Source organism: Rossellomorea sp. NS-SX7, from assembly GCF_052828565.1.
On sequence record NZ_CM128249.1, the window covers coordinates 233,825 to 258,955 of the forward strand.

At 45.1% G+C, this 25,131-nt stretch carries 24 protein-coding genes; 15 read left to right on the forward strand and 9 right to left on the reverse strand.

Features of this window, described 5'->3' with window-relative positions:
- Nucleotides 1-28: 28 nt before the first annotated feature.
- On the reverse strand, nt 29-883 hold the full coding sequence (locus ACUXV2_RS01085; RefSeq protein WP_446245227.1) for a TetR/AcrR family transcriptional regulator: 855 nt from the start codon (nt 881-883) through the stop codon (nt 29-31).
- Between the two features lie 159 nt (nt 884-1,042).
- Between ACUXV2_RS01085 and ACUXV2_RS01090 the strand changes: the two genes are divergently transcribed.
- The 3 genes from ACUXV2_RS01090 (at nt 1,043) to ACUXV2_RS01100 (ending at nt 7,913) form a co-directional block, all read left to right on the forward strand.
- Entirely contained in the window at nt 1,043-4,183 is a 3,141-nt protein-coding gene (locus ACUXV2_RS01090) for an efflux RND transporter permease subunit (RefSeq protein WP_446245228.1), read from the forward strand.
- Nucleotides 4,184-4,598: 415 nt separating this feature from the next.
- Complete coding sequence (locus tag ACUXV2_RS01095) at nt 4,599-5,927, forward strand: oligosaccharide flippase family protein (protein ID WP_446245229.1); 1,329 nt, start codon at nt 4,599-4,601, stop codon at nt 5,925-5,927.
- A 123-nt stretch (nt 5,928-6,050) separates the two neighbouring features.
- Nucleotides 6,051-7,913: a cation:proton antiporter gene (locus ACUXV2_RS01100; RefSeq protein ID WP_446245230.1), complete on the forward strand. Its 1,863-nt coding sequence runs from the start codon at nt 6,051-6,053 to the stop codon at nt 7,911-7,913.
- A gap of 90 nt (nt 7,914-8,003) precedes the next feature.
- Here the strand turns inward: ACUXV2_RS01100 and ACUXV2_RS01105 are convergent, their stop codons facing one another.
- Together ACUXV2_RS01105 and ACUXV2_RS01110 are read right to left on the reverse strand one after the other, a co-directional pair.
- Nucleotides 8,004-8,147 carry a hypothetical protein gene (locus ACUXV2_RS01105; protein ID WP_446245231.1) on the reverse strand — a complete coding sequence of 48 codons (144 nt, stop codon included), beginning with the start codon at nt 8,145-8,147 and terminating at the stop codon, nt 8,004-8,006.
- Nucleotides 8,148-8,241: 94 nt separating this feature from the next.
- On the reverse strand, nt 8,242-8,964 hold the full coding sequence (locus tag ACUXV2_RS01110) for a tryptophan-rich sensory protein (RefSeq protein ID WP_446245232.1): 723 nt from the start codon (nt 8,962-8,964) through the stop codon (nt 8,242-8,244).
- A gap of 192 nt (nt 8,965-9,156) precedes the next feature.
- On the opposite strand from ACUXV2_RS01110, the gene ACUXV2_RS01115 reads away from it, so the two are divergent.
- The 9 genes from ACUXV2_RS01115 to ACUXV2_RS01155 all read left to right on the forward strand — a co-directional run bounded on the left by ACUXV2_RS01115 (nt 9,157) and on the right by ACUXV2_RS01155 (nt 18,530).
- On the forward strand, nt 9,157-10,938 hold the full coding sequence (locus ACUXV2_RS01115; protein WP_446246976.1) for a M3 family oligoendopeptidase: 1,782 nt from the start codon (nt 9,157-9,159) through the stop codon (nt 10,936-10,938).
- Nucleotides 10,939-11,108: 170 nt separating this feature from the next.
- Entirely contained in the window at nt 11,109-11,453 is a 345-nt protein-coding gene (locus ACUXV2_RS01120; RefSeq protein ID WP_446245233.1) for a lmo0954 family membrane protein, read from the forward strand.
- 254 nt (nt 11,454-11,707) lie between these two features.
- A complete protein-coding gene (locus ACUXV2_RS01125; RefSeq protein WP_446245234.1) occupies nt 11,708-12,361 on the forward strand; it encodes a PspA/IM30 family protein in 654 nt (217 codons plus the stop codon).
- A 109-nt stretch (nt 12,362-12,470) separates the two neighbouring features.
- Nucleotides 12,471-13,202: a cell wall-active antibiotics response protein LiaF gene (gene liaF / locus ACUXV2_RS01130; RefSeq protein ID WP_446245235.1), complete on the forward strand. Its 732-nt coding sequence runs from the start codon at nt 12,471-12,473 to the stop codon at nt 13,200-13,202.
- The gene (locus ACUXV2_RS01135) at nt 13,199-14,248 is read left to right on the forward strand and encodes a sensor histidine kinase (RefSeq protein WP_446245236.1); all 1,050 of its coding nucleotides are present in this window, start codon (nt 13,199-13,201) and stop codon (nt 14,246-14,248) included. The genes liaF and ACUXV2_RS01135 overlap by 4 nt, the downstream gene beginning before the upstream one ends.
- Complete coding sequence (locus tag ACUXV2_RS01140; RefSeq protein ID WP_446245237.1) at nt 14,241-14,873, forward strand: response regulator; 633 nt, start codon at nt 14,241-14,243, stop codon at nt 14,871-14,873. Before ACUXV2_RS01135 ends, ACUXV2_RS01140 begins: the two co-directional genes overlap by 8 nt.
- Before the next feature lie 411 nt (nt 14,874-15,284).
- Complete coding sequence (locus ACUXV2_RS01145) at nt 15,285-17,252, forward strand: phospholipase D-like domain-containing protein (RefSeq protein WP_446245238.1); 1,968 nt, start codon at nt 15,285-15,287, stop codon at nt 17,250-17,252.
- Between the two features lie 138 nt (nt 17,253-17,390).
- Nucleotides 17,391-17,621, forward strand: coding sequence for a hypothetical protein (locus ACUXV2_RS01150; RefSeq protein ID WP_446245239.1), 231 nt, complete (start codon nt 17,391-17,393; stop codon nt 17,619-17,621).
- A gap of 27 nt (nt 17,622-17,648) precedes the next feature.
- A complete protein-coding gene (locus ACUXV2_RS01155; protein ID WP_446245240.1) occupies nt 17,649-18,530 on the forward strand; it encodes a GNAT family N-acetyltransferase in 882 nt (293 codons plus the stop codon).
- A 63-nt stretch (nt 18,531-18,593) separates the two neighbouring features.
- Here ACUXV2_RS01155 and ACUXV2_RS01160 read toward each other — a convergent pair whose 3' ends face one another.
- Nucleotides 18,594-18,881, reverse strand: coding sequence for a hypothetical protein (locus tag ACUXV2_RS01160; protein ID WP_446245241.1), 288 nt, complete (start codon nt 18,879-18,881; stop codon nt 18,594-18,596).
- Between the two features lie 261 nt (nt 18,882-19,142).
- Here ACUXV2_RS01160 and ACUXV2_RS01165 point away from each other — a divergent pair, with 261 nt between their 5' ends.
- Nucleotides 19,143-19,559 (forward strand): GNAT family N-acetyltransferase, encoded by a 417-nt coding sequence (locus tag ACUXV2_RS01165; RefSeq protein ID WP_446245242.1) that lies wholly within the window; start codon nt 19,143-19,145, stop codon nt 19,557-19,559.
- Nucleotides 19,560-19,607: 48 nt separating this feature from the next.
- Here ACUXV2_RS01165 and ACUXV2_RS01170 read toward each other — a convergent pair whose 3' ends face one another.
- A complete protein-coding gene (locus ACUXV2_RS01170; protein ID WP_446245243.1) occupies nt 19,608-20,033 on the reverse strand; it encodes an RDD family protein in 426 nt (141 codons plus the stop codon).
- Between the two features lie 433 nt (nt 20,034-20,466).
- Between ACUXV2_RS01170 and ACUXV2_RS01175 the strand changes: the two genes are divergently transcribed.
- Nucleotides 20,467-20,589 carry a hypothetical protein gene (locus ACUXV2_RS01175; RefSeq protein ID WP_446245244.1) on the forward strand — a complete coding sequence of 41 codons (123 nt, stop codon included), beginning with the start codon at nt 20,467-20,469 and terminating at the stop codon, nt 20,587-20,589.
- Between the two features lie 119 nt (nt 20,590-20,708).
- On the opposite strand, the gene aldA is transcribed toward ACUXV2_RS01175, so the two are convergent.
- The 3 genes from aldA to ACUXV2_RS01190 all read right to left on the reverse strand — a co-directional run bounded on the left by aldA (nt 20,709) and on the right by ACUXV2_RS01190 (nt 23,936).
- A complete protein-coding gene (aldA, locus tag ACUXV2_RS01180; protein ID WP_446245245.1) occupies nt 20,709-22,157 on the reverse strand; it encodes an aldehyde dehydrogenase in 1,449 nt (482 codons plus the stop codon).
- Between the two features lie 115 nt (nt 22,158-22,272).
- Nucleotides 22,273-23,295, reverse strand: a complete 1,023-nt coding sequence (locus ACUXV2_RS01185) for an NADP-dependent oxidoreductase (RefSeq protein WP_446245246.1) — start codon at nt 23,293-23,295, stop codon at nt 22,273-22,275.
- Nucleotides 23,296-23,432: 137 nt separating this feature from the next.
- Nucleotides 23,433-23,936, reverse strand: coding sequence for a peroxiredoxin family protein (locus tag ACUXV2_RS01190; protein ID WP_446245247.1), 504 nt, complete (start codon nt 23,934-23,936; stop codon nt 23,433-23,435).
- A 164-nt stretch (nt 23,937-24,100) separates the two neighbouring features.
- Here ACUXV2_RS01190 and ACUXV2_RS01195 point away from each other — a divergent pair, with 164 nt between their 5' ends.
- Nucleotides 24,101-24,421 carry a phospholipase gene (locus tag ACUXV2_RS01195; RefSeq protein ID WP_446245248.1) on the forward strand — a complete coding sequence of 107 codons (321 nt, stop codon included), beginning with the start codon at nt 24,101-24,103 and terminating at the stop codon, nt 24,419-24,421.
- 193 nt (nt 24,422-24,614) lie between these two features.
- Here ACUXV2_RS01195 and ACUXV2_RS01200 read toward each other — a convergent pair whose 3' ends face one another.
- A complete protein-coding gene (locus tag ACUXV2_RS01200) occupies nt 24,615-25,055 on the reverse strand; it encodes an N-acetyltransferase family protein (protein ID WP_446245249.1) in 441 nt (146 codons plus the stop codon).
- Between the last annotated feature and the right edge of the window lie 76 nt (nt 25,056-25,131).

The window sequence follows — 25,131 nt, forward strand, 5'->3', positions numbered from 1 at the left end:
ATGTCTCCTCATACTCGTTTTTTTGCAGCTAAATTTCATAAAACTCCCGGACTTTTTCAGCCAATGAGGCAAGTGAGGAATCGCCCTCTTGCAGGTTTACAAGCATCCCTTTTATCACGATCGCCCGGGTTTCATCTTTAAGTATTTCTTCTTTGATGACCTCTAGTGATATCTTGATATTTTCATCTTCCGTTCCTTCAAGTTGTTCCTCGATCATCCGCACCAGCATATCCTCATTTAACGAAGCAGATTCCATCGCCTTTAAGAACGGCTCCAATTTCTCCGGGGAAAGGACAGGCTTTTCTCCGCTTTTCATGAGGCCGTGAACCACGTCATCGACACGCCTTAGGATAAAGTCTGACAGATAGTTGAAATCCATTTCAATTTTATCGAGCATGATGACTTCAAGGTAGGACTTGAGAATGCCCTGGATGATCAATGACAGATCCCAGAAATACGGTTCGATCTCTTTTCCGTAGATAGCGGTCAATCTGCGTTTGTAAAACTCATATGTGTGGACTTTCATTTCGTGAAGCAGGGCATGGATGTCCTCGTTGAACGGCATCGCATTTTCCCGGATCTGCATGATGATGAATTCTTTATGCTTCCAGACTTCGACAAGCTGGGATTCCAGCTGCTTGCGGAACTTTTCGTAAGGCGGCAAATCTTCGTGCTCAATGAGATCCACTTTCTCTCTGATCATTTCAAAGTAATATTTCATGATGGCAAGCAGCAGGGCTTCCTTTGATTTGAAGTATAAGTAAAATGCTCCTTTGGAAATGTCACATTCATTGACGATCTCCTGGACTGAGGTGGCGTTGAATCCTTTAGTGGCAAATAATTTTATGGACGTTTCGATGATTAACTTTTCTTTTTCTTTCATGTTTTTCTCTCCTCGATTAACTCCTACACCTATTATGACCGATTGGTCAGTAAAAATAAACCTTTAATTTCTAACAAGTATTGACTAATGACTGTACGGTCAGTTATATTAATCTATGTTATGACTAGTCAGTCAGAAAAAAGAAGGGATGAATACAGAGTGAACAGTATAATCAATTTTGTGCTCAAGAATAAGTTTGCTGTTTGGCTGATGACGATCATCGTCATTGTGGCAGGCTTATATTCTGGTTTTAATATGAAGCTTGAAACACTTCCGAATATCAATGTGCCGGTTGTCAGTGTGACGACGGTTTATCCTGGCGCAGCGCCGGAAGATGTAGCAGATAAAGTTTCGGAACCAATTGAAAAACGTCTGCAGAACTTAGATGGTGTGAATGTAGTGAGTTCCTCATCATTCCAAAATGCATCATCCGTCCAAGTTGAATACAAATTTTCAAAAGATATGGATAAAGCAAAAACGGAAGTGGAAGAGGCTTTATCCGAAGTTTCATTCCCGGAAGGAGTCAATGAACCGGATGTAACGAGAATCAGCATGAATGCTTTCCCGGTTATAGCCTTGAGTGTGGCAAATGAAGACCAGACACTTGCTCAATTGACTTCGACAGTGGAAGAAAACATCATTCCTCGATTGGAAGGTCTTGACGGGGTAGCTTCTGTTCAAGTTTCCGGACAGGAAATACAAGAAGCAAATCTGATATTCGATCAGGAAAAGCTGTCCCAATATGGTCTTGATGAAGAGACTGTCAAAAATATGATCAAGGGCTCCGATGTAACGGCCCCGTTGGGTCTTTACACGTTCGGTGATTCCCAGAAGTCTGTGTTGGTTGACGGGAATATTTCTACTCTGGAAGATCTAAAGCAAATTAAAATTCCTGTAATGCCGTCCGGCGGAGAAGCAACGGTGCCATCACAAGGTACACAAGCACCTCAGGCTCAGCAAGCAGCTCCTCAAAAAAGTATGCCTGCCGACATGAAAATCCCTACGGTAGAGTTGGGTGAAATCGCAGAAATCAAGGTGACCGGTAAAGCTGAATCGGTTTCTAGAACCAATGGAAAAGAGTCCATCGGGTTACAAATCGTCAAAGCTGCAGACGCCAACACGGTCGATGTTGTGAATGCGGTAAAGGACGAAGTGAAAAAATTCGAGGATGAATTAGATAATATTGAGATTATTTCTACTTTTGATCAGGGGGAACCAATTGAACAATCTGTAAGCACAATGCTGAATAAAGCTTTATTCGGGGCGGTGTTCGCGGTAATCATCATTCTCCTGTTCTTACGTGACATTAAATCAACGATCATTTCAGTCATTTCAATTCCATTATCGCTGTTAATTGCAATATTGTTGTTGAATCAAATGGACATCACGCTCAATATCATGACGCTTGGAGCAATGACGGTAGCCATCGGGCGTGTCATCGATGACTCCATTGTAGTCGTGGAGAACATTTATCGAAGAATGTCCCTGAAGGGTGAAATGTTGAAAGGGAAAGAATTAATCCGCGAAGCAACGAAGGAAATGTTCGTGCCGATCATGTCTTCAACGATCGTTACAATCGCCGTATTTCTTCCGTTAGGACTCGTTTCCGGCATGGTCGGGGAGCTGTTCCTTCCATTTGCCTTAACGATTGTATTCGCCCTGTTAGCTTCCCTTCTGGTTGCAGTGACAATCGTACCAATGCTTGCCCATTCCATGTTCAAAAAGGGTGCAGGCAAGAAACATATAGAAAAGCCAAGCCGTTTGGCGAACTGGTACAAAGGAATACTCAATTGGACACTGAACCATAAGATCATTACATCGCTCCTTGCAGTGGCGATGCTTGTGGGAAGCTTGTTCCTAGTTCCCCTTATCGGTGTAAGTTTCATCCCGTCCGATGAAGAAAAAATGATGATGGCTACGTATAAGCCGGAGCCGGGTCAAACGAAGGAAGAAGTCATTGAAATCGCCGGTGAGGCTGAAGAATACCTGAAAGGCCGAAAAGGTGCCGAAACCATCCAGTATTCAGTCGGGGGAGAAAATCCGATGAATCCCGGCAGCACGAGCGATGCCATCTTCTTTATTGAATACAATGATGACACAGAAAATTTTGCTGAAGAAAAAGAAACAGTCATAAAAGACCTTCAAGAACAAACAGGTAAAGGTGAATGGGCACAGCAGGACTTCTCTGCCAGCGCCGGAAGCAATGAAATCGTCGTATTTGTTTACGGTGAAACTCTTGAAGATATCGAACCTGTTGTCAATGATGTCCAAGACAAGATGAAAGACATCAAAGATGTCAAAAAAGTAGATTCAAGCATTTCCGAGTCTTACGATGAATACTCCCTGGTTGCGGATCAGGAAAAATTAAGCCAGTACGGACTTACTGCCGGCCAAATCGCGATGGAACTTGGTCAGACCCGCCAGCGTCCGGTACTAACGACAATCGAGAAAGACGGAGAAGACGTAAATGTCTATCTTGATGTTGAAAAAGAAGAATATGAAAGCATCGAAGATTTAACCGGAAAAACAATCCAATCTCCACTAGGCATGGAAGTCCCAATCGAGGATGTCGTGAAAGTGGAAGAAGGGGAAACATCGGATACCGTTTCAAGACGTGACGGCAAGGTGTATGCAAAAGTTAGTGGTGAACTGAGTTCCAGTGATGTATCCAAGGCATCCGCTGCCATCCAAAAAGACATTGAAGAACTCGACCTGCCATCGGGCATCGAAGTGAATATGGGCGGTGTAACAGAGGATATCCAGGAATCATTCACGCAATTGGGCCTTGCCATGCTTGCAGCGATTGCGATTGTTTACTTGATTCTTGTCATTACATTCGGGGGCGGTCTTGCACCATTCGCCATCCTGTTCTCGCTTCCGTTTGCGATCACAGGAGCACTTGTCGCGTTACTGATCGCCGGTGAAACCATCAGCATATCTTCCATGATCGGAGCGCTGATGCTGATCGGTATCGTTGTAACGAATGCGATCGTATTGATCGACCGCGTCATCCACAAGGAAAATGAAGGCTTCTCCACACGCGAGGCATTGCTTGAAGCCGGTGCCACCCGCTTGCGTCCGATCCTGATGACAGCGATCGCGACAATCGGAGCGCTGTTCCCGCTTGCCCTTGGACTAGAAGGCGGCGGCTTGATCTCAAAAGGATTGGGAGTGACGGTCATCGGCGGACTGACAAGTTCCACGCTGTTGACACTTATCGTCGTACCGATTGTGTATGAAGTAATGATGAAGATTAAGAGAAGGCTGTCACGCCGCAAGAAAGTGACAGAAGAAGTGTAGGTTAGGCAGACAGCTCCCGCTTGGTGCGGGGGCTGTTTTTTTATTGGCTGGGATGGTGTGTGTGGCGGTCAAAGGGCAGGTTATGCCTGGCACAAAGGGAGTGTGGGTTTTATCAACAATTTTTGTGTGGTTATCAACGAAAATTCTTGTTTATCAACAATTTTGTGCGGTTATCAACGAAAATTCTTGTTTGCAACAATTTTGTGTGGTTATCAACGAAAATTCTTGTTTATCAACAATTTTTTATGCATTACCGACAATTCTTCAACGATCGACAAATTTCGCAAATCAAACGGAACCGCCAAACCCCCTACACCCTCAATCCCTCTGAGTTGCCCATCACATCAGATCAAAACATATTCCCCGGACAACCATCATAAAATGAAACATCTCATGCGAAGGTGGTCCGGGATCTATGAGTTTGTTTTTGAGAGGCACATTGGTGCTTGTGATAACAGCTTTTTTTGGCGAACTGGTCGAGTTTATGATCAATATGATTTTAGCCCGTGAGCTGGGGGAAGCGGGTCTTGGTACATATATGTCTATTTTGCCGACGGTTTTTTTAGTGGTGATCCTTTCGAGTATGGAACTGCCGATCAGTTTATCGAAGTTCATTGCGGAAAAGGATGAGAAGTATCATAGGGGGATGCTTCAGTATGTGTTCAGGTTTGCCGTACTGACGACGGTCATCCTGCTGATTGCGATGGTTCTTGTGTATATGTGGACACCCCTGTTTGAAGGGATTCATCACGGCATCCGCTGGTTGATTCTGGCCGTGATCCCCATCGTTGCGTTTACCTCGATTACAAGAGGGTATTTCATGGGGGTTCAGCAGATGCGGAAGATTGCCGTCGCTAATTTTCTGCGCAAAGGAATACAGCTGGTTCTCTTGGTTTCCATCTATCAATTTTTGTCCTTCACCAGTGATACGTCCATCTTCATTGCCTTATGTACACTGGTCGCAAGTGAAGCGGTTGTGTTTATTTATTTGATACAGGCTTATTTTCTTGATCGAAAGGGTAAGAGAAAGAAAGGGATCTCTCACAACCCTTTATCGAAGAGTGAAATGAGGAAATCGATCTTATCTGTGTCAGTCCCGACGACCGTTCTGAGGATCTTTCATGCCTTCACGCACGCCGTTCAGCCTTTTCTGATAAAACTGGCCCTGGTTCATGCAGGGATGGGGGCGGTCGAAGCGAATGAACACTTTGGGATGATGGCTGGAATTGCACTTACCATCGGTTTCTTCCCTTCATTTATCGCTTTTTCACTATTGATTGTCTTGATTCCGACGATCTCTGAGAAAGCTTCGGCACAGGACGTCGAGGGAATCCTGCAGCATTTGAAGCAGGTGATGTGGATTACACTTGGGTATGGTGTGCCGGCTGTTGTCATTTACTATTGGTTGGGAGATTACATCACCACGACGTTTTTTCACTCTGTCACTTCTGCTTTTTACCTCAAGCTGTTGTGGCCGTATTTTTTCTTTCATTTTCTGGTGCTGCCCCTGCAGGCTTTTTTAATCGGACTCGGGCTTGTGAAAGATGCACTGGTCCATACGGTATGGGCAAGTATTTTTTCATTCAGCCTGATTTACATACTAGGGTCCCAGCCTGATTTTGGGATGACTGGTGTCATCATAGGATTGAATGCCGGGGCCGTGTTAAGTGCACTGCTTCATTATGTGACGATTTGCAGGGAATTGGAAACGACTATTTGGTTAAAATCACTGGTGAAAATGTAAACTAAAACAAAATAGGGTTCTTATCTTTTGCAACCATCGTCCATTGCAATTATCATGTTCCATAAGCAAAATGCAATATTAAAGCAATGTACATTACTAATTATCACATCAAAGGAGAACGCGATGATTGACTCTATATTGTTTAACTTAATGTTTATCGGTCTGCTTGGCATAGCTTCACAATGGCTCGCATGGAGATTCAGGATGCCTGCTATCGTCGTCATGTCGATTGCTGGACTGCTGGTCGGACCGATATTCGGTCTGATCGACCCGAAAGCCGATTTCGGTGAAATGTTCAAACCGATCGTATCATTGGCTGTAGCCATCATATTATTTGAAGGAAGCTTGAATCTTGATTTCCGTGAAGTAAAGGGACTGGGAAAACCGGTCTTTCGCATCGTTACGTTTGGAGCGCTGCTGGCATGGATCCTTGGCTCACTCGGTGCCCATTTTGTAGCCGGGTTATCGTGGGCTGTTGCATTCGTCATCGGAGGTCTCTTCATCGTGACCGGACCAACAGTCATCCTGCCCCTCCTCAGGCAGGCAAAGCTGAAGCCGAGACCTGCTGCGATATTGAAATGGGAAGGGATAGTGGTTGACCCATTCGGGGCTTTACTTGCCGTATTTGCTTTTGAAATCATCAACTTCTTAATAAGTGATGAAGTCACGGCAACCACGCTGCTCCTTTTCTTTGCTGCTTCTCTGTTCGCCGGTGTGTTTGGATGGCTCATGGGGAAATTCACTGCCTTTATTTTTGAAAAAGGACACGTGCCTGAATTCCTGAAATCGCCAGTCGTTTTCGTATTGGTGCTGGCGAGTTTTACGATATCCGATCAAATCATGCACGAAACCGGATTGCTTGCCGTAACGGTCATGGGTATGACCCTTGCCAATATGCACATATCTTCGATTGATGATATGCGCCATTTCAAAGAGAATATATCTGTATTGCTGATATCAACCATCTTCGTCATGCTGACAGCCTCTTTATCAGTTGATACATTATTGAGGATTTTCAATTGGAATATCATATCCTTTGTACTTCTTATGCTGTTTGTCGTCAGGCCGTTATCCATTTGGTTATCAACGATCGGGACAGATCTTTCGAATAGCGAGAAGCTTCTCGTGGGATGGATCGCCCCTCGGGGGATCGTAGCCCTGACGGTGTCGAGTTATTTTGCATCCGTGCTTTTGGAAAAAGGATTCGAAGATGCCTCAATCCTTACATCCTTAACCTTTGCGCTAGTATTTTCCACAGTGGTGGCGCACGGCTTCTCGATCAAATGGCTTGCAAAGAAACTGGATCTTGCTATCGATGAGCGTCCGGGAGTCGTCATTGTCGGCGGCAGCAGTTTCAGTACGGAATTGGCGAAAACACTTCAGGACTTGAAGGTAACAGTCCTGATTGCTGATTCATCCTGGCAGCGTCTCATCCCTGTCCGGAAAGCCGGGGTTCCTTTTTTTAAAGGGGAGATTCTCTCGGAGCAGACCGAGTACTATCTGGATTTGACCCCATATGAATACATGATAGCCGCTACCGAGCTTGACTCTTATAATGCTCTTGTCTGTACGACGTTCGTCCCTGAAATCGGAAGGAACAACCTCTTCCAGTTGAGCCTGCGCAGCCAGGGTGAAGTGGACCTTGAAGATATGGTCCACACAATCGGTGGACGGATCCTTTTCCAGGAGAGTGTGACGTGGGAAGAATTGAATAAGAGGGTTGAAAGAGGAGATGTCTTCAGGAAAACGAGCATCACCGAAAAATACAGCTTCGAGTCCTATCTCGAAGAACGTGATGAGCATACACTGCTATTATTCGCCCTCAAGCCTTCAGGCAGAATCGAATTCTTTACCGAAGGCGCTTCTCCTAAGATCGAACAGGGAGATGTCGTCGTAAGCCTCACACAGCGTTGCAAGGAAATGAAAAAAATCAATGAAAAGCTTGCTGTACAGCGTGAGAAGAATGAGGAAGCGAAAGAAAAATAACAGGGTGAAAATTCATCCGGCAGAAATAAAGCGCCGACTTTTACAGGTCGGCGCTTTATTATTGATTGGCAAGCAGACGGAAAGCTGCCTTCATTTCTTATTGGAATACTGCCCGCCAAGGAGCTCCTTCACCTGGTTATAGGTCAAGCCCGACTCGTTGTTCAGCTTCTTCACTTCATCAATATCGGTCCCGGAAACCGTCCGATTCTTACCCCGGTTTTGATCATTTCCCATATAAAAACACCCCCTCTAACTTAATGTCAGTCAGAAGGGGTGATTCTATACTCTTTGCGGATGTCGGCCGTCGGCCAATCAACGATTTAACGGCTTACGGACGGGACTTGCGATAGAAAAGCGTGACAAGCAGGACGATTAAGGCAAGCGTATAAGCTGTATAAGCGAAAGCCTGGTGTTCGCCTGCGTTTTTAAAGCCGATTCCGATAAAGGCCCAGACGAAGACGAGCGGATACAGCCAATCTTTTTGAGAGGCTCTGACCCAAACAGCAAGTATTGCCGCAATCAGTAAGCCGGCGAGTGACCAGTACACCCCGGCACTTCCTTCCCCAATCAGTCCGATGTCTGTAAAGTAATACAGGATATTGACGATCATCGCAATAGAGATCCAGCCCGTATAAATAGAAAATGGTGCATGATCCAAGAGCGAGGGTCCTGTCTGTTTCACAGCCTTATAAAGAGCCACGAGTGTCAGGAACAGACCGATCATGATAAAGACTGAAACCAGAAAGAAATTGTAATGCCAGACAAGGATCCAGACTGAATTCAGCAGACAGCTCAGGATGAACAATCCGCTCGTATGTTGATAAAGCGGGAGGTCTCTCCGGCTTTTCGGTATCTGCCGCAGAATCCATACTGCCAAGAGCAGATAGATCAAGCTCCAAATCGAAAATACATACCCTGCGGGTGTCAGGAGAATATCCAAACGATCGCTGATCTCCGAGGTCGATTGATCATTGAGGGGCAGTGTGACTGCAAGGGTGTTCATGACAATGACCAATGCAAACGCTAAAATATTCAGCAGTAATTTTTTCAAAATGAGTCCTCCTAGGATTGTTTATTTTAAATATACGCTTTAGGAGAGAGGATTATTTTAAGTACTATTCCACCAATTACAGGAAGCTAATCTTTTCTTAGAGAGTCGAAATAACTGTAAAATTGCAGAAGGATTCAAGGGGTGAATCGAGAATTATACTAAGATAGGTATATAGATAAATATTAGGGGGCAATTATGAACACTACATATTCAGATGTATGGGATTTAGATGTATTTTTCCAAGGCGGCAGTGAGTCGAAAGAATTCAGGGAACATCTTGAAGCACTGAAAAAAATGAAAACACATTTTGAGGAGAATGCACTCGCATTTCACCCGCCGCAGTCGGGCAACGATGCGGATCTTGTGTGGAAATTGATTGAAGAAGCAAAAGAAGTGATGCTGTATCTGCGTCAGGCAGGTGCATTTGTGAGCTGTTTGGAAGCACAGAATATGCACGACCGGAAAGCCGATGAGCTGAGAGGGGAGATCACAAGCATCAGCGCGGATTTCTCTTCCGTTTTCACAAAATTTCAGCAGCAGCTTTCCGACAGCTCTGAAGAAGTATGGGACGAGCTGCTTCAGCATGACCAGTTAAATGAAATCAGCTTCGTTCTGAATGAGTGGAGACAAAAGGCGAAAGACAAGTTATCCAGCACGGAAGAGGCATTGATCGGCGCACTTGCGGTGGATGGCTATCATGGATGGGGACAGATGTATGACACGATCGTCGGCTCCATGGAGATTTCACATGACGGCAAGAAGCTGTCAATCGGGCAGGCAAACAATTTATTATCCAGCCCTGATAAGAAAACAAGGAAAGACATCTTTGATAAATTAGAAAATGCCTGGGAGCAGAATGAAGAATTATTTGCAAAAACGCTTAATCATTTAGGCGGCTTCCGTTTGACGGTTTATAAAAAGCGCGGCTGGGAAGACATCATGAAGGAGCCGCTTGAGTATAACCGCATGAAGCAGGAAACGCTCGATGCGATGTGGGGGGCCATTACGAAAAATAAAGCTCCTTTTGTGAAGTACTTAAACCGAAAAGCTCAGCTATTAGGAAAAGAGAAGCTAGATTGGTTCGATCAGGATGCACCTGTTGCAGAGTCGACGAGCACGATGACGTACGATGAAGGCGCAAGGTTTATCCTAAAGCAATTCGCCCGCTTCGGGGAGGAGATGTCTGCGTTTGCACAAAAAGCATTCGAGGACAAATGGATTGAAGCAGAGGACCGTGCCGGCAAGCGGCCGGGAGGATTCTGTACGTCATTTCCGATGAGTGACGAGTCGCGGATCTTCATGACGTATTCAGGCAGCATGTCCAATGTATCGACGCTCGCTCACGAACTCGGACACGCGTTTCACTCCTACGCACTGCGTCCGATGCACACGCTCAACCGCAATTATGCGATGAATGTCGCAGAAACGGCATCCACCTTCGCGGAAATGATTGTCGCGGATGCAGCAGTAAAGGAAGCACAAACGAAGGAAGAAAAGATCGCCCTTGTAGAAGACAAACTACAGCGAAGCGTGGCATTCTTCATGAATATTCATGCCCGTTTCCTATTTGAAACCCGTTTCTATGAAGAACGTAAAAAAGGAATCGTCTCTGTTGATAAGCTGAACGAATTGATGGCGGCGGCGCAAAAAGAAGCATTCTCCGATTCCTTGGGAGAAGTTCATCCGCGTTTCTGGGCATCGAAGCTTCATTTTTACATCACGGGTGTGCCGTTCTATAACTTCCCGTACACCTTTGGCTATCTGTTCTCATTAAGTATTTATGCCAAGGCCCTCGAGTCTGGTGAAAATTACGAGGAAAAGTACATGGCCCTGCTTCGCGACACTGCCATCATGAGTGTCGAAGACCTTGCCATGAAGCACCTCGGTGAAGACATCACCCAGGAAGCATTCTGGGAAAAAGGCATAAAGCTCTGCATCTCAGACGTCGATGAATTCCTTGAACTGACAAACTAATGTGAAGGCCCGTCCCTCATCGCTTTAAAGCGGCGCGGGACGGGCTTTTTTGATGCAGTCCTACCACCTCTCAGCCTCAGGTCTTAGTTGAAAATAAAGCCAGAGCTCGTTATGGGAAATCCCGAAAGTAGGTAGGATAAAGGCATGAAGAAGAAAGGAGGCAACACCATATGAAAAAATTCGGATTGCTACTAGCGGGAGGGATCGCGGCGATCGTGCTGCTTGCCAATTTAGGACCGATTGTGGGGCTAGCGATTTCCCTGGTGATCATGTATTACAGCATAAAGGCATTTCTAAAAACAGACTCGACGTTCAAAAAGGTCCTCTGGGCCCTGATCGGTCTGGCGGCATTCAGCGCCACAGTGTCCAACTTCCCAGCGATCATCGGCCTGGTCGCACTTTACGTCCTCTACGTCATCTATAAAAACTGGAAAAAGGACGACATCATCATCGAAGAAACATCCAACGACCCATTCACTAACTTTGAAAGAGAATGGTCTCAGTTGAAGAACTAGGATTTTATCAGTAGATCTTGGTCCCTAGACAAAATGCAGTGTTGTATGTCTTAAGGATTTTAAGTTCCATCCAGCGGTTGATTGGAGTGCAAGATGAAGACTCCTGCGGGAAAAGTAGCTATTGTGAGACCCCACAGGAGCGCAGCGACGAGGAGGCTCACGAGCTACCCGCGGAAAGCGAAGTCTTGCACGGAAATCATAAGCGGTATTCAGAAGTACTTTCAAAAATAACAATCAAAAGGAGAGAAACAACCATGCCAAACTTATTCCAAAGAATCAAAAACACAGTCATGTCCGACCTGCACGAAGCATTAGATAAAAAAGAGAAGAAAAATCCGATCGCAGTTCTGAACCACTACCTAAGACAATGCGAACAGGAAGTAGAAAAGGTAAGAAAACTGGTCGAAAGACAATACCTCTTAAAAGAAGAATTCACAAAAGAATACCAGCAGGCAGCAAACCTTGCAGAAAAAAGAAAACACCAGGCGGAAGTGGCTTCAAACGCAAACGAAACAGAGCTTTATGAATTTGCCCTTCAGGAACAGACATACTACGAAGAGCGAACAGAACGCATTGCAGACCTCAAGTTGAAAGCGGCGAAAGAGCTTGATGAACTGGAGAGAAAATACGAAGAAATGAAGCACAAGCTGAAGGATATGTATATCAAGAGAATGGAGCTCATGGGAAGAGAGAACATCGCCCGTGCCCATAATAAGATGAATAGCGTCCTGGAATCTTCATCAGGCTACAATAACGCATCATTTTCTAAATTCGATGAGATTGAAACATACTTAGACCAGCTGGAGCACGGTGTGAACTCATCTTACTACCGCAACACCATCGATGCGAAAGTCGCGAAATTAGAAAAAGAAATGAAAAAAGAGGAAACAGAAGCCATTCCTTCCTAAAACATGGTATTCTATTAACAGTAAAAAGGGGGAGCCCAACGTTGGGTTCACCCTCTTTCATACTGTCAGGGGAAAAATGGTTACATAACTAACGAAAGGAGGAACCCCTTTGTTTAATCGACTGCGTTCAGACGGCATCAGCTGGATCATCTTGATCGGTACTTTACTCATCCTGTTGGAAGTCTCATTTTATGACGGGGGGGTTCTCGTCTTTCTTTTCATAGCGGCATTTGCCATTTATTTCGGCCGCAAAAAACTTCACAAGAAATCAGGCAAAATCTTGTTCTGGTTCGGGGTCATCAGTCTTGGAATCAATATATTCAATACAGTGGCCTTTAAATTTTTGCTTTTTGCCATTTTAATTTTTATTATCATGCGCTTTGCCGATTCGAAAAAACATCCAAAATATATAGCTCCGAACATTAAAGAAACGTTCACGCAATCGCAGGAACCGCTGGTCATGAAGAAAGCGGCCCTGCAGAATGAATGGTTCGGAACGAAGCGCACACCTGAGGATGTATTTGAATGGAATGACATCAACATCCAGGGAATCATCGGTGATTCGGTCATCGACATGGGGAATACCGTCCTTCCTAAAGGGACCTCGGTCGTATCGGTCCGCAATATCCTCGGGAATGTGGAAATTCTCGTCCCGTATGATGTAGAAGTAAGCATTCATCACTCGGTTCTGGCGGGTTCGATTGAGATTTTCGAAAGGGTGGAACCGAAAGCGATCAACCAATCCCTTTATTACCAAACGCCAGGCTACGAAACGGCAGGGCAGCGGGTCAAAATTGTGACCTCCCTCTGGATTGGGGATCTTGAGGTGAAGAGAATATGAGTACAGTCGGTAAGCAGCTTGCAGCCGGATTGCTTTTTTCCCTCATTGCCCTGATCGTGCTCTCAGTCTCCTTTTTTTATCTGTATCCACTCGATGACTGGTCATTGCTATGGGAAGTTGAAGTGATGGATATACCAGGGTTAGCTTTCATCGTGCTGCTCAGCATCTTATTGGGAATGGTTTTCGGATTCCGCTCTGGCTGGATTCAGAAAAAGCAGTTTCATGAGATTGAAGATGCCCTCCTGCACATGGAACAGGGAAAGACATTCACACCTGCAGAGTCCTCGGTCACAGAACTCCAACGCATTTGGAAAAAGGTGGACACATTAGGCAAACACCTTGCCGACCAGGCAAGATATTCACAGAAGCTGGCAAATGAAAAAGCGGAAGAGCAGGAAAAAAGGATCCAGGAAATCGTCTCCCAGGAACGTAACCGTTTAGCCAGGGAACTTCACGATTCGGTCAGTCAGCAGCTGTTCGCAGCATCCATGCTCATGTCAGCCATCACCGAAACACAGTCATCGACGCGCACGCCGCAGGAAGAAAAACAGCTCAAGATGGTTGAGCAGATGATTCATCAGTCACAGCTTGAAATGAGGGCGCTCCTTCTCCATTTGCGTCCGGTTGCGTTAAAAGGGAAGAACCTTCAAGAAGGAATGAAGGAGCTATTAGTCGAATTATCACAAAAGGTCCCTTTGGAAATTCAGTGGAAAATCGAAGACATGAAGCTCGACAAGGGAATCGAAGACCATCTGTTCAGAATCCTGCAGGAATCTGTTTCTAACACACTCAGACATGCAAAAGCCTCGTCACTCGAAGTGCTGCTGATCAAACGGGAATCCATCATCATTTTGCGTGTAGTGGACGACGGGCAGGGATTTGATGTAAACGAGTCGAAAGCAACAAGTTCATACGGGCTTCAAAATATGAAGGAAAGAGCCATTGAAATCGGTGGTACATGCAAAATTATCAGTATTCCAAGTAAAGGCACCCGCCTTGAGGTAAAGGTGCCGGTTGTAGAGAATGTAGGTGAAGAAAATGATTAAAGTCGTATTTGTAGATGATCATGAAATGGTCAGGATCGGGGTATCATCCTATCTGTCTGCGCAGTCGGATATCGAGGTGGTCGGTGAAGCATCGGACGGAAAAGAAGGCGTCAAGCTTGCACTCGAGCTGCGTCCGGATATCATTCTCATGGACCTTGTGATGAAAGAAATGGACGGCATCCAGGCGACAAAGGAAATTGTGCAGCAATGGCCGGAAGCCAAAATCATCATCGTCACTAGCTTCTTGGATGACGATAAGGTATACCCGGCGCTCGAAGCGGGGGCTGTCAGCTATATGCTGAAAACCTCCAAAGCCAGTGAAATCGCCGACGCCGTCAGAAAAACCCATCACGGACAATCCATCCTGGAGCCTGAAGTGACAGGAAAGATGATGACCAGGATGAGACGGCGGACGGTCTCAGAGCCTCATGAAGAACTGACCAACCGCGAACTCGAAATCCTGCTGCTGATGACCCAGGGGAAGACGAATCAGGAAATAGCGGACGAACTATTCATTGCATTGAAGACTGTGAAGACACATGTGAGCAATGTTCTTTCCAAGCTTGGTGTGCAGGACCGCACGCAGGCTGTAATCTATGCGTTTAAACACAATTTAGTAAAATGACGACCCGGAAGCTGATGCTTTTGGGTTTTTTATTTGCTGATTTTGAAAGGAATGATGCAAAAGCCATGGCTGCCGTTCAAGGTTTGATTACTGATGAAGCATTGGCGTGAGCGTAATTGTCGATTTTTGTCATATGATTGGTAGTTCGCACTTAGATTATCACAGAACGAGGGTCTTTTGACCTATTCGACCTCGACGTCCGCCTGTATGCGATTGAGTAATTTTGTCTATGTAAAATAAGGAAATACTTCAGGATGATTGTCATGCGAATTTACAAACTAAACATTCCGTTTACAAAATAATAAGAATAATAACACCCTTCTGCCTATTACTCTACAAAATAAGACAATATATGCTAGTACTGTAATCAAATTTTTATATTTGTCATTTATTTTTGAAAGGGGAAAGGGTATGAGCGTGAAAAAGGTTTCTTTGTCAGTAATCAGTACAGCATTATTGCTTGTGGGAAGTCTGGTTCCACAAGGTGTGACGGATGGGAATGAAGTGACGGCGGCATCCAATACAGCTGTGATCAATGAAGTTGCATGGATGGGGACGACCGCTTCTTATAATGATGAGTGGATTGAATTGTATAATGCATCTTCCTCCAGCCTGCCTCTTGATGGATGGGTGCTTGAAGCGCAGGACGGGTCACCGAGTATTCCGTTAAGCGGTTCGGTGGCGGCGAATGATTATTTCCTTTTAGAAAGGACGAGTGACGGCACGATTTCAGGCGTGACAGCGGACCAGATTTATACTGGCAGTCTCGGTAATTCGAATGAAGTGCTCTACTTGAAGGATGCTTCCGGCACGATCGTTGATGAGGTCGACAGCTGGTATGCAGGTGATAATACGACAAAAGCGACGATGGAGAGAAGTGACAGCGCAGCTGCAGGTACGAGCGCAGCCAGCTGGAGTACGGCGACTGCTGCATATGAGGGTGGTTACGGGACTCCGAAAGCTTCTAATTCACAGTCTGCGCCTCCTGCCGGGAGCGGCAGTGAATCCCTTACGAATGTAAGCGAGGATCTTGGGGCAATCAATGTCTTCTTTAACAAAAGTGCTTCGACTCAATATGCTTCTGCAGGTAATGAAGCAAACTACAATGTGAATCTGGAAGACCAGTTGATTGAACGTTTGAATGAAGCAACGATGTCGATAGATTTTGCTACATATGAAATCAATTTGCCCCGTGTGGTTGATACGCTGATGGAAAAAGCGGCTCAAGGAGTGGATGTACGGATCCTTGCCGATGCGAAAGACGGGGCCGACCCGCATTATGCTGAACGCTACGAAACAATGAGACTCTATTTAGAGAAGCTTGTCCGTGGTAAAGATTCCATCGTCGGAACGGCTGACGATGCTCATATTTTATCGGATTCCCCGATGTTTGCTGTAGAGGACGCAGCAAAGCGTTCAGCATACAACCTGCCTGCAAGTTTCACTGATTTCCCGCAGCGTACGGTTATGGTGGGGAGCTCGGAGATGACAGGCCATCTATTCGTTGAAGGCGAAGAGAAGGCTGCGGACAGCTATTACTCACCAGGCAATCAGATGCATAATAAATTTGCTGTGGTGGATGACAAATGGGTGTTCACAGGCAGTTGGAACTTTACAGTGACAGGACTTTACGGTTCGGAAGAAAATATGAATCAGGGAATTCTTGATGGGAACCAGCAGCATGTCGTCGAAGTTCATTCCCCTGAGCTTGCTGCCATCTATGAAACGGAGTTTGAGGAAATGTGGGGAAGCGGAACCACAACACCCGATAACAAGGTTTCAAACTTCAGTACAAGAAAAATCGATAATACTCCTCACTCAGTGACGATTGGCGGTAAAGAAGTCGAGGTCTATTTTTCTTCAGGTGATGACGCAGTCGGGCGTATGACCGAACTTGTGAAAACGGAAGCAGATGAAAGTGCGTACTTCACGATTTTTGCATGGAGCGATCAGGCCTTGGTTGATGAGTTGAAGAACAAATGGGAAGGGAGCTATGCCGATAATCAAGGTACATTGACAGGTTTTGATGTAAAAGGGTTATTCGATGCAAGCTTCTGGAATCAGTGGTGGTCTGCAAGTATCGAAATGACTGGCAGAACGGCATCACAGACGAGTGAAAACAACCCGAATATCCGCTGGGCGAACCCGGCACCGGTTTATCAGGCAAATGAAAGCAGAAAGCTTCATGCCAAAACGATGATCATCGATGCGGACACGTCCAGTGATCCGACCGTCATCGTCGGTTCCACGAACTGGAGCGAAAACGGGAACAACGTAAATGATGAAAACATGCTGATCATTCATGATACAGAGATTGCAAATCAATTTGTGCAGGAATTCAACGCTCGGTATATAAATGCCGGCGGGGTCGTTCAGTAAGGAATAAGGAAAAGCAGTTTGGTTTCGGGGTATGATTCCCCGGTATCGAACTGCTTTTTTTGTTGGCTCGAAAAGGTAAATGATTGATTATGTTGAATACATATCTATAGATTGTATTTCCGCGGAGGGAGCGTGAATATGGGGGATATCGATAAAAGAAATCGCCTGGATGAATCGCCTTTTCAGTATCGGATCACGAAAAACGGCATGGTGTTTATCGAGTATGAGGGCAGGCAGGTGAAAGTCCTTAAGGGGAAAGATGCCGACCGATTTTTAGAGAAAGTGCAAACGGCAGAAAGCGAAAAGGCACTGCAATTAATAATGGCAAAGATTACTGGCAATTTCAAAAGAGGCAATGAACGACTTTAGAATGTGAATGAATACGGGGGAAAATCGATGAGAGCAGAGCGCTTAACAGAAAGAACGAGGGAAGAATTTCTGGAGTATTGCCGAATACACCGGTACGAAGTGGATGATTCGTTTCTATATGAAGATCAGTTGAAGACTTTCAAAGTTGATGATGAGAATCCAACCTATCTTCTGATGGATGAAGACATGGTTGCCGGTGCAGTTTCACTGTATCGCAGTGAATACTTCCTCAAAGGAAACAGGGCGCGCTTCAGGATATTCCACAGCACCATCCGTACGTTAGAGGCTTATAAACTTCTATGGGAAAAGATTAAGGTGCACGCGGAAGATTTAGATAAAGTCTTTACATTCATCGATGAAAAGAATACGGCTGTTAGAAAGATAATGGAGGAATTGGGGTTTGATATAGAGAGAATATCCTATTTGCTTGAACGGCAGGCACAGGATATATCTCAAGTGGATATTCAACCAGGATACAGGGTGGAGGACCTTGTCTTCGACCGCGACGAAGAGATCTGGTGTGAAGTCAGAAATGCTGCGTTCTCTCAATTAGCAGGGGCTGAGACGCCAATTACAGTAGGGCAGGTCAAGGAAATGAAGGACCATGAGGGTCATCTCGCCGGTGGAATGAAAATTCTGTCCTGCAACGGCGTTCCGGCAGGGATACTGAACGTCGAGAAGGAATGGGATGAAGGAGAGTGGAAAACCTTCATCGGCCTCTTGGCAGTCAAGCCGGATCATCAGGGGAAAGGAATCGGCAGACTGCTGTTAAGGGAAGGGCTTCGTTTCGGAAAGGAAGCCGGTATGGAGAAAGCCTTGATCTCTGTTAATGGAGAAAATGATAAAGCAGTGAGCCTCTATACCCGGGAAGGGTTCGAGAAAAAGACTGTCATGATTTGTTATAAATAAGATCTGAAATAAGAAAAAAGGATGCTCAGGGGGAAAGAGCATCCTTTTTCGCTGTGGGAATGATCATTCCATTCCGGGCGCCTTCTGAATTTCAAAAATAAGTACAATGGCAGTAATCGCGTGGGCAATCAAGCGGATAATCGGGAAGAAATTCAGGAATGAGGCGATGATTCCAAGAGCACTTCCGAGAATGGGCTGATCCTCGGACTTTGATACATATAGCACACCGGCATGCCAAACAGCCACTAAACAAAGAAGAAACGGAATTGCGTCACCCGCAATATTTCCAAAGACCGGGACCGCGAGAAATAATTCAATTGAAAAAGACAACCATTTTATACGTGAAAGCACGGCACACACCTCCTGTTTACAAGGTATGCAAAGATGGGAGGGTGGTGCTTGTAAGAATGAGAGGAGCGAAAAAATAAAGGCGAATACAATCAAAGGATAGGATGCCGAGAAAGGTGAAGTTCCAGCGTCTAGATCCTCGATACGATTCGTTGTGAAGTCAGAGAGCTGCTTTATCGGAATTAGTATTGGGATGTTGCCGATTATTCTATAAACGGGTTTGACCTCTGTTAAACTAGAAATATAAGAATAGGAGGAAAGCTCATGAAAATCACAAAGCAGTGGGTACAAGAAGACAGCGACTATATAAGAAAAAAATTGATTGAATTTAATATGGACTCTATAGATGAAGAAGTGAAGACTCCGTTGGAGAAGGTCAGTTTCGTCATACGGAATGACAAGGATGAGATTGTCGGCGGAGTGGTCGGGGAGACATTTTGGCACCACCTTCATATTGATTTCCTTTGGGTGGCCGAGGAGTATCGGAAGGGAGGATACGGTGTCGGGCTCATTGAAAGAATGGAAGACTATGCAAGGGGAAAAGGCTGCTATTTGGTGATTTTGGATACATTCAGCTTTCAGGCGCCGGGTTTTTACAAGAAGCTGGGCTACCGTGAATTTGGGGTGCTGGAGGATTTTCCGAAGGGTTCAAGTCAGCATTTTATGGAAAAGCGATTATAATAGCAAAACAACCAGCCCCCGAGTTTCAGGCTGGTTGTTTTTTTAGAATCAGTCAAGCGGCTCCATCTCATCCGGCTTTGCATGAGTCACATACGTTCCCGCAATGAAATCATGAATCGCCCGTTTATCTTCACGTATGCCGACCATGAATGCACTGACGATAATCCCGATTCCTAAAGTCAGCGCATACACGATCCCTGAAACAATCGTTCTCATCAGCATGTTTCCGATGTGTACGTTGCTGCCGTCCTTCTTTACAATACGGATGCCGGCAATGCGTTTTCCGACTACATACCCTTTCCAAAGGACTGGAGTGATCAGGACATATAGAAAAGTAATTAATGAAACAAAGGAATTCTCCTCGGAAAATTCGCCTGTAATCAGCCCTGTAATAATGATTAATGGAAGATTGATGACTAACCAATCGACTATATTGGCTACGAACCTGACCCCGAACCCTGCCGGTTGAAACATGAACTTTCCCCCTTTATACTTCTGATTTGTAAAAATTGTAACATAATGACTACTACTATATGAAAAAGTTTCCTGGAATAAGACTAACTCCCTAAAATGATGTGCATAAAGACTGATTTTTTATAGAAAAAAAGATTAAAAATGTTTTACAGATATCTCACCGGGTATATATGTACTAAATCAAAATTGACGGGAGAGAAAATATAGTGGCATACATTAATCGAGGAAGAGAACGTATTCAATTTGATCGTAAGGGAAACGAACAAGATCTACATATCTTGGAATGTTGTCAATGTGAAACTGAATTTCGGACTCAGATGAATGTAAATAAGATAAAATGTTCCCACTGCTCGGCGACCACCAATACAAAATTTGATGTATCAGACTTCAAAGTCATTGGATTCATAGAAAATCAACAAGGGAGTGAAATGGCATGCTAAAACATGATAAGGTGACAGAAATGAAAATGGACTTCAGTGATATTCTTTGGATGAGCTCGGGTATTGTCATCATCCTTCTTCTGATCGCTATGGCTAATTTCTTTATTGTATCTTAATCATACGAACGAACGGCTTTAAGAGTCCTATCTGGTGATGGGGCTTTTTTTAGTTTGATAATATATAATGGCCCGTCCTTTGATGCTTAACGCATTGAGGGACGGGCCATGCCATATCATTATCCTTTATAATCTTCATCGTACTCGAGGTATACAACGTGTGTCTCCAGGTATTCATTGAGACCATGTTTACCATCTGCCCCGCCTATGCCTGATTGCGCGCGGCCGGCGTGGAAGCCGTTAATGGCTTCGAAGTTTTCACGATTGACGAACGTTTCTCCGTAGCGCAGTTCATTGGCCGCTCTCATGATTTCGTGCAGGTTTTCACTGAAAATGGAAGAAGAGAGGCCGTACTCTGTGTCATTGGCAAGCTCAATCACTTCATCAAAGTCTTTATAAGTCATGATCGGCAAGACCGGACCGAAGATTTCCTCTTGTATGATCTCCATGTCCTGCTTGACATCTACTAGAATGGTAGGCTCATAGTAAAACCCATGTTCAGCCTCGAGCGGTTTTCCCCCGGTAAGGATTTTAGCCCCGTTTTCCACGGCGTTATTAACCATTTCAGTGACGGTATCCAATCGGTCTTTATTGACAAGCGGGCCAATCTCGTTGTCACGGTTGGTAGGGTCTCCAACAGCTGTATTCTTAAATGCCTCAGTGATTTTACTGATGAACTCTTCTGCAATACTTTCATGGACATAGACTCTCTCTGCATTCGTACAGGCCTGGCCGGAATTTGTGATTCTCGAAGTTTTAATTTTTTCAACGGCAAGATCAATATCCGCGTGCTTCGTCACGATGGCAGGTGCTTTGCCGCCGAGCTCCAGGTTTACTTTGGTAATCGATTTAGAAGCAGCTTCCATCACTTTTGAACCGGCCGGGTAGCTGCCCGTCATGGATACCATGCGAACTTTAGGGTGTCCGGATAATGGATTTCCGATATCAGAACCTTTTCCTGTCACCAGATTAAAGACCCCTTTTGGCAGCTCCACCTCTTCTATGATCTTTGCAAACTCGCACGCTGTATTCGGGGTATACTGGCTGGGCTTCAGTACGATCGTGCAGCCGGTGACGATGGCGGGTGCAAGTTTCCTTGCCAAAATGAACATCGGGAAGTTCCAGGGCACGATACCAGCCACAACACCGATCGGCTTTTTATAAACAAGGATATTTTCATTCGAACGTTCGCTTTCAAGGATTTCCCCTTCATATCGGAGTGCCCAGCCTGCCATGTAACGGAAATACTCGATGGCAAGGTCGATTTCTGCCTCAGAGGCATCAAGCGTCTTCCCATTTTCTTCTGTCAGCATCTGAACGAATGAATCTCTTCGTTCCTCGAGCTTATCCGCTATTTTATACAGATAGGAAGCTCGTTCTTTAGAGGGAACTTTCTCCCATGAAAGAAAGGCGGAGTGAGCAGCTTCAACAGCTCGATTCACGTCTTCCTCTGAACCATTCTGGATTTTTGAAAGGACTTCCTCCGTTGCGGGATTGATCACTTCAAGGGTTTCACCGGATGAACCATCTGTAAATTCCCCATTTATATATAATTGAAAAGACTCCATGTTCATTCCTCCTTGGTGTATTGCTTATCTATCTCATTCCCCCTGTGAAAGAGGAAGAAACATGGGGATGTGCCATAAAAAAAGACAGCCCTATCAGGACTGTCCCGCCTTTCTATCATTTTGTCGGCTCTGCCACTTTAACGAGCTGCTTTCCGAGGTTTTTCCCTTGGAACAGCCCCAGAAAAGCATCAGTTATGTGGTCGAAGCCTTCTGTAATGGTCTCTTCGTATTGAAGTTTTCCTTCTGCAAGCCACTGGCCGAGCTGAGTCGCACCTTCTATAAAGCGGCTGCTGTAGTCGGTGACCACGAAGCCTTTCATGAGGGCACTCGATTTGATCAGCTTCGTCTGCACGCGCGGTCCAAGATCTCTGTCGGTTTTATTGTAGGAAGAAATAGCTCCGCAAACCGGAACGCGTCCATGTTTATTCAGCAGGCTGATGGCAGCATCGCCGATTTCACCGCCGACGTTTTCAAAATATACGTCGATACCGTTTGGACATGCTTGTTTCAGTGCCTTGTAGATATCGTCGGTTTCCTTATAGTTGATGGCTTCGTCGAATCCAAGGGTTTCTTTCAAGTAATGCACTTTTTCCTGGGATCCTGCAATGCCCACCACGCGCGCACCCTTGATTTTCGCAATCTGGCCGACAACGGAACCAACAGCTCCGGCTGCCCCTGAAACGACTACGGTTTCATCTTTCTTAGGCTGACCGATATCAAGGAGCCCGAAGTAGGCAGTAAGCCCAGTTAACCCAAGTACACTCAGATGAGTGGAAAGAGGTGCGATATCCGGATTGACTGAACGCACTTCTTTCTGGTTTGCCAGTGAATATTCCTGCCATGGAAGCATTCCGATTACGAAATCGCCTTTCTTGAATTGCTCTGATTTTGATACCATGACTTCGCCGACGACACCGCCGGAGAGTGCTTCATTTAATGCGAAAGGCTCTACATATGATTTGGCATCGGACATTCTTCCGCGCATGTAGGGATCTACTGAAAGGTACAACGTTTTAATGAGAACCTCGCCTTGAGACGGTTGAGGAACCTCGATTTCTTTATAAAGAAAATCACTTTCTGCAGGCATTCCCTCAGGGCGGGAAACGAGTTGGATTTGCTGCTGGGTTTTAGGGAGCATATAGTATTTCCTCCTTTGAATAAGTGTGTCTTTATTGAAACTTATCACAAACATGACAGTGGGGACAAAGAATCGGCTTCCTCAATATGTAAAAAGACCGCTTTGATTCTTACATCAAAGCGGTCTTGTCATAAAGGTTATTTCACGTTCTTTTTAATATATTTTACGGTTCTGAGAAGTTCATCTGGATGTGGCCTTCCGAACGGACCGGTCTGCTGCTGCTGATACATCAATTTGCCTTTTTCATTTATAAGGAAATATGCAGGCTCGCCATGCTCCCCGTGATCTTCGTATGGGGCATCCTCCCCGTGGTAATAGACATCATAGGCTTTAATGGCTTCTAGCTCTTTGTCCGACATGATCGGGAACATGATGTTTTCCTTGTTAGCGTATTCCTGCAGATCTTCGAGATCATCGCTCGCGATGGCCAGGATATGAACATCGAGTTCTTCGAATTTTTCTTTGTTTGCTTGGAACTCCCGAAGTTCTTCCTGACATACCGGACACCAGGCTCCCCTGAAGAAGACGACGAGGTGCCAGCTGTCATGTTCCTTGCGGTGCTCCTCGAATGAAAATTTTTCACCAGCTACTGTAGGGAGTGTGAAATCAGGAACCATATCTTTTAGTTGAAAGCTTGCCATACTTCATTCCTCCTTATGAGCATCTTTGTCAGTGAGGATAAACCTTACTGAGCAGACATGCATACAATATAGTCATCAACTCTTGTTTCTTACACAGAGTGTATTTCCCTTTGTGTGAGAAATGAAACGTCAGGGGTGTGTTAAAGAGTGAAAGGAGGGAAGAGATGGGAGAGAGGTTTAAACCAAAGTTTTGTATTTTTCCAGAATATAAATGGTGCGGCCCCGGGTGCAGCGGACCTGGAGAACCAATCAATGAGGTGGATGCAGCGTGCCGGGAACATGATTTATGTTACAAAAGATATGGACCGGCCTGCCATTGTGATCGGGAGTTTCTTTCACAACTTAAGCCACATGTGGGCTTCAACACGAAAGAAGGAAGAGATGCTCTGATCTTCTATCATTATATGAAACTGCAGACAAGTATCAAATGTGGACAAGAACGAAAGGGAGCCGCCAGAAGGTCAAATGGAATCAGGTGGATCTAGAAGAATGCCCGTTCTATGCGTTAAAGCGTTGAGGGACGGGCTTTAAGTGTGGTGAAATTTAGCTCTGGAAGGAAAATGATTAGTTTCATGAATGTGATACAAAGCATTTGGAAGTTTTATAGAATAAGAAAAGCCAGTTCATCCTGATAAGTTGATCCTGGCTTTTTGGGTTTCGACACGTACACCCCCTGCATCAAAGGGGCAGGGTATAATGGTAAACGTTATCTTCCCGTACATATCCATTTTTCTCATATAAATGCTGAGCGTGAACATTGTCCCAATCGGTTTCAAGAATGACATTCTTCGATTCTGTCTGTAGAGCATGTTCCTTGGCAGCTTCCAGAAGCTTTTGACCGACTCCTTTATTTCTGGCATGTTCTGCAATATACAAATCATTCAGCTTCCAGATGGGTTTTAGATAAACGGAAGAGAAGGAAGGGTAAAGCTGTGTGAAGCCAAGGCAGGTATCATTCTCGACGGCGATAAAAATGGTGGATTCATCCTGTAATAAACGTTCTGCTAAATAATGGCGCGCCCCTTCCAAGTCGGAAGGCTGCTTATAAAACATACGATATGCATTGAAGAGCACGGCCACCCGGTCTACGTCATGAAGTCCCGCCAGCAGGATGTTCATGTTTTTCCGCCTCCTTTGAAGGAAAGTCACTTTATTTCTTATCTTTATGGGGGGACGGGAAAGAACATTCCTGTGA

Excerpts from the sequence above, each read along its gene's own strand:
- ACUXV2_RS01085 (WP_446245227.1), bottom strand. The coding sequence starts at position 883 with ATGAAAGAAAAAGAAAAGTTAATCATCGAAACGTCCATAAAATTATTT.
- ACUXV2_RS01095 (WP_446245229.1), top strand. The coding sequence starts at position 4,599 with ATGAGTTTGTTTTTGAGAGGCACATTGGTGCTTGTGATAACAGCTTTT.
- ACUXV2_RS01100 (WP_446245230.1), top strand. The coding sequence starts at position 6,051 with ATGATTGACTCTATATTGTTTAACTTAATGTTTATCGGTCTGCTTGGC.
- ACUXV2_RS01105 (WP_446245231.1), bottom strand. The coding sequence starts at position 8,147 with ATGGGAAATGATCAAAACCGGGGTAAGAATCGGACGGTTTCCGGGACC.
- ACUXV2_RS01120 (WP_446245233.1), top strand. The coding sequence starts at position 11,109 with ATGAAAAAATTCGGATTGCTACTAGCGGGAGGGATCGCGGCGATCGTG.
- ACUXV2_RS01125 (WP_446245234.1), top strand. The coding sequence starts at position 11,708 with ATGCCAAACTTATTCCAAAGAATCAAAAACACAGTCATGTCCGACCTG.
- ACUXV2_RS01135 (WP_446245236.1), top strand. The coding sequence starts at position 13,199 with ATGAGTACAGTCGGTAAGCAGCTTGCAGCCGGATTGCTTTTTTCCCTC.
- ACUXV2_RS01140 (WP_446245237.1), top strand. The coding sequence starts at position 14,241 with ATGATTAAAGTCGTATTTGTAGATGATCATGAAATGGTCAGGATCGGG.
- ACUXV2_RS01145 (WP_446245238.1), top strand. The coding sequence starts at position 15,285 with ATGAGCGTGAAAAAGGTTTCTTTGTCAGTAATCAGTACAGCATTATTG.
- ACUXV2_RS01150 (WP_446245239.1), top strand. The coding sequence starts at position 17,391 with ATGGGGGATATCGATAAAAGAAATCGCCTGGATGAATCGCCTTTTCAG.
- ACUXV2_RS01155 (WP_446245240.1), top strand. The coding sequence starts at position 17,649 with ATGAGAGCAGAGCGCTTAACAGAAAGAACGAGGGAAGAATTTCTGGAG.
- ACUXV2_RS01165 (WP_446245242.1), top strand. The coding sequence starts at position 19,143 with ATGAAAATCACAAAGCAGTGGGTACAAGAAGACAGCGACTATATAAGA.
- ACUXV2_RS01170 (WP_446245243.1), bottom strand. The coding sequence starts at position 20,033 with ATGTTTCAACCGGCAGGGTTCGGGGTCAGGTTCGTAGCCAATATAGTC.
- ACUXV2_RS01175 (WP_446245244.1), top strand. The coding sequence starts at position 20,467 with ATGCTAAAACATGATAAGGTGACAGAAATGAAAATGGACTTCAGTGAT.
- aldA (WP_446245245.1), bottom strand. The coding sequence starts at position 22,157 with ATGGAGTCTTTTCAATTATATATAAATGGGGAATTTACAGATGGTTCA.
- ACUXV2_RS01185 (WP_446245246.1), bottom strand. The coding sequence starts at position 23,295 with ATGCTCCCTAAAACCCAGCAGCAAATCCAACTCGTTTCCCGCCCTGAG.
- ACUXV2_RS01190 (WP_446245247.1), bottom strand. The coding sequence starts at position 23,936 with ATGGCAAGCTTTCAACTAAAAGATATGGTTCCTGATTTCACACTCCCT.
- ACUXV2_RS01195 (WP_446245248.1), top strand. The coding sequence starts at position 24,101 with ATGGGAGAGAGGTTTAAACCAAAGTTTTGTATTTTTCCAGAATATAAA.
- ACUXV2_RS01200 (WP_446245249.1), bottom strand. The coding sequence starts at position 25,055 with ATGAACATCCTGCTGGCGGGACTTCATGACGTAGACCGGGTGGCCGTG.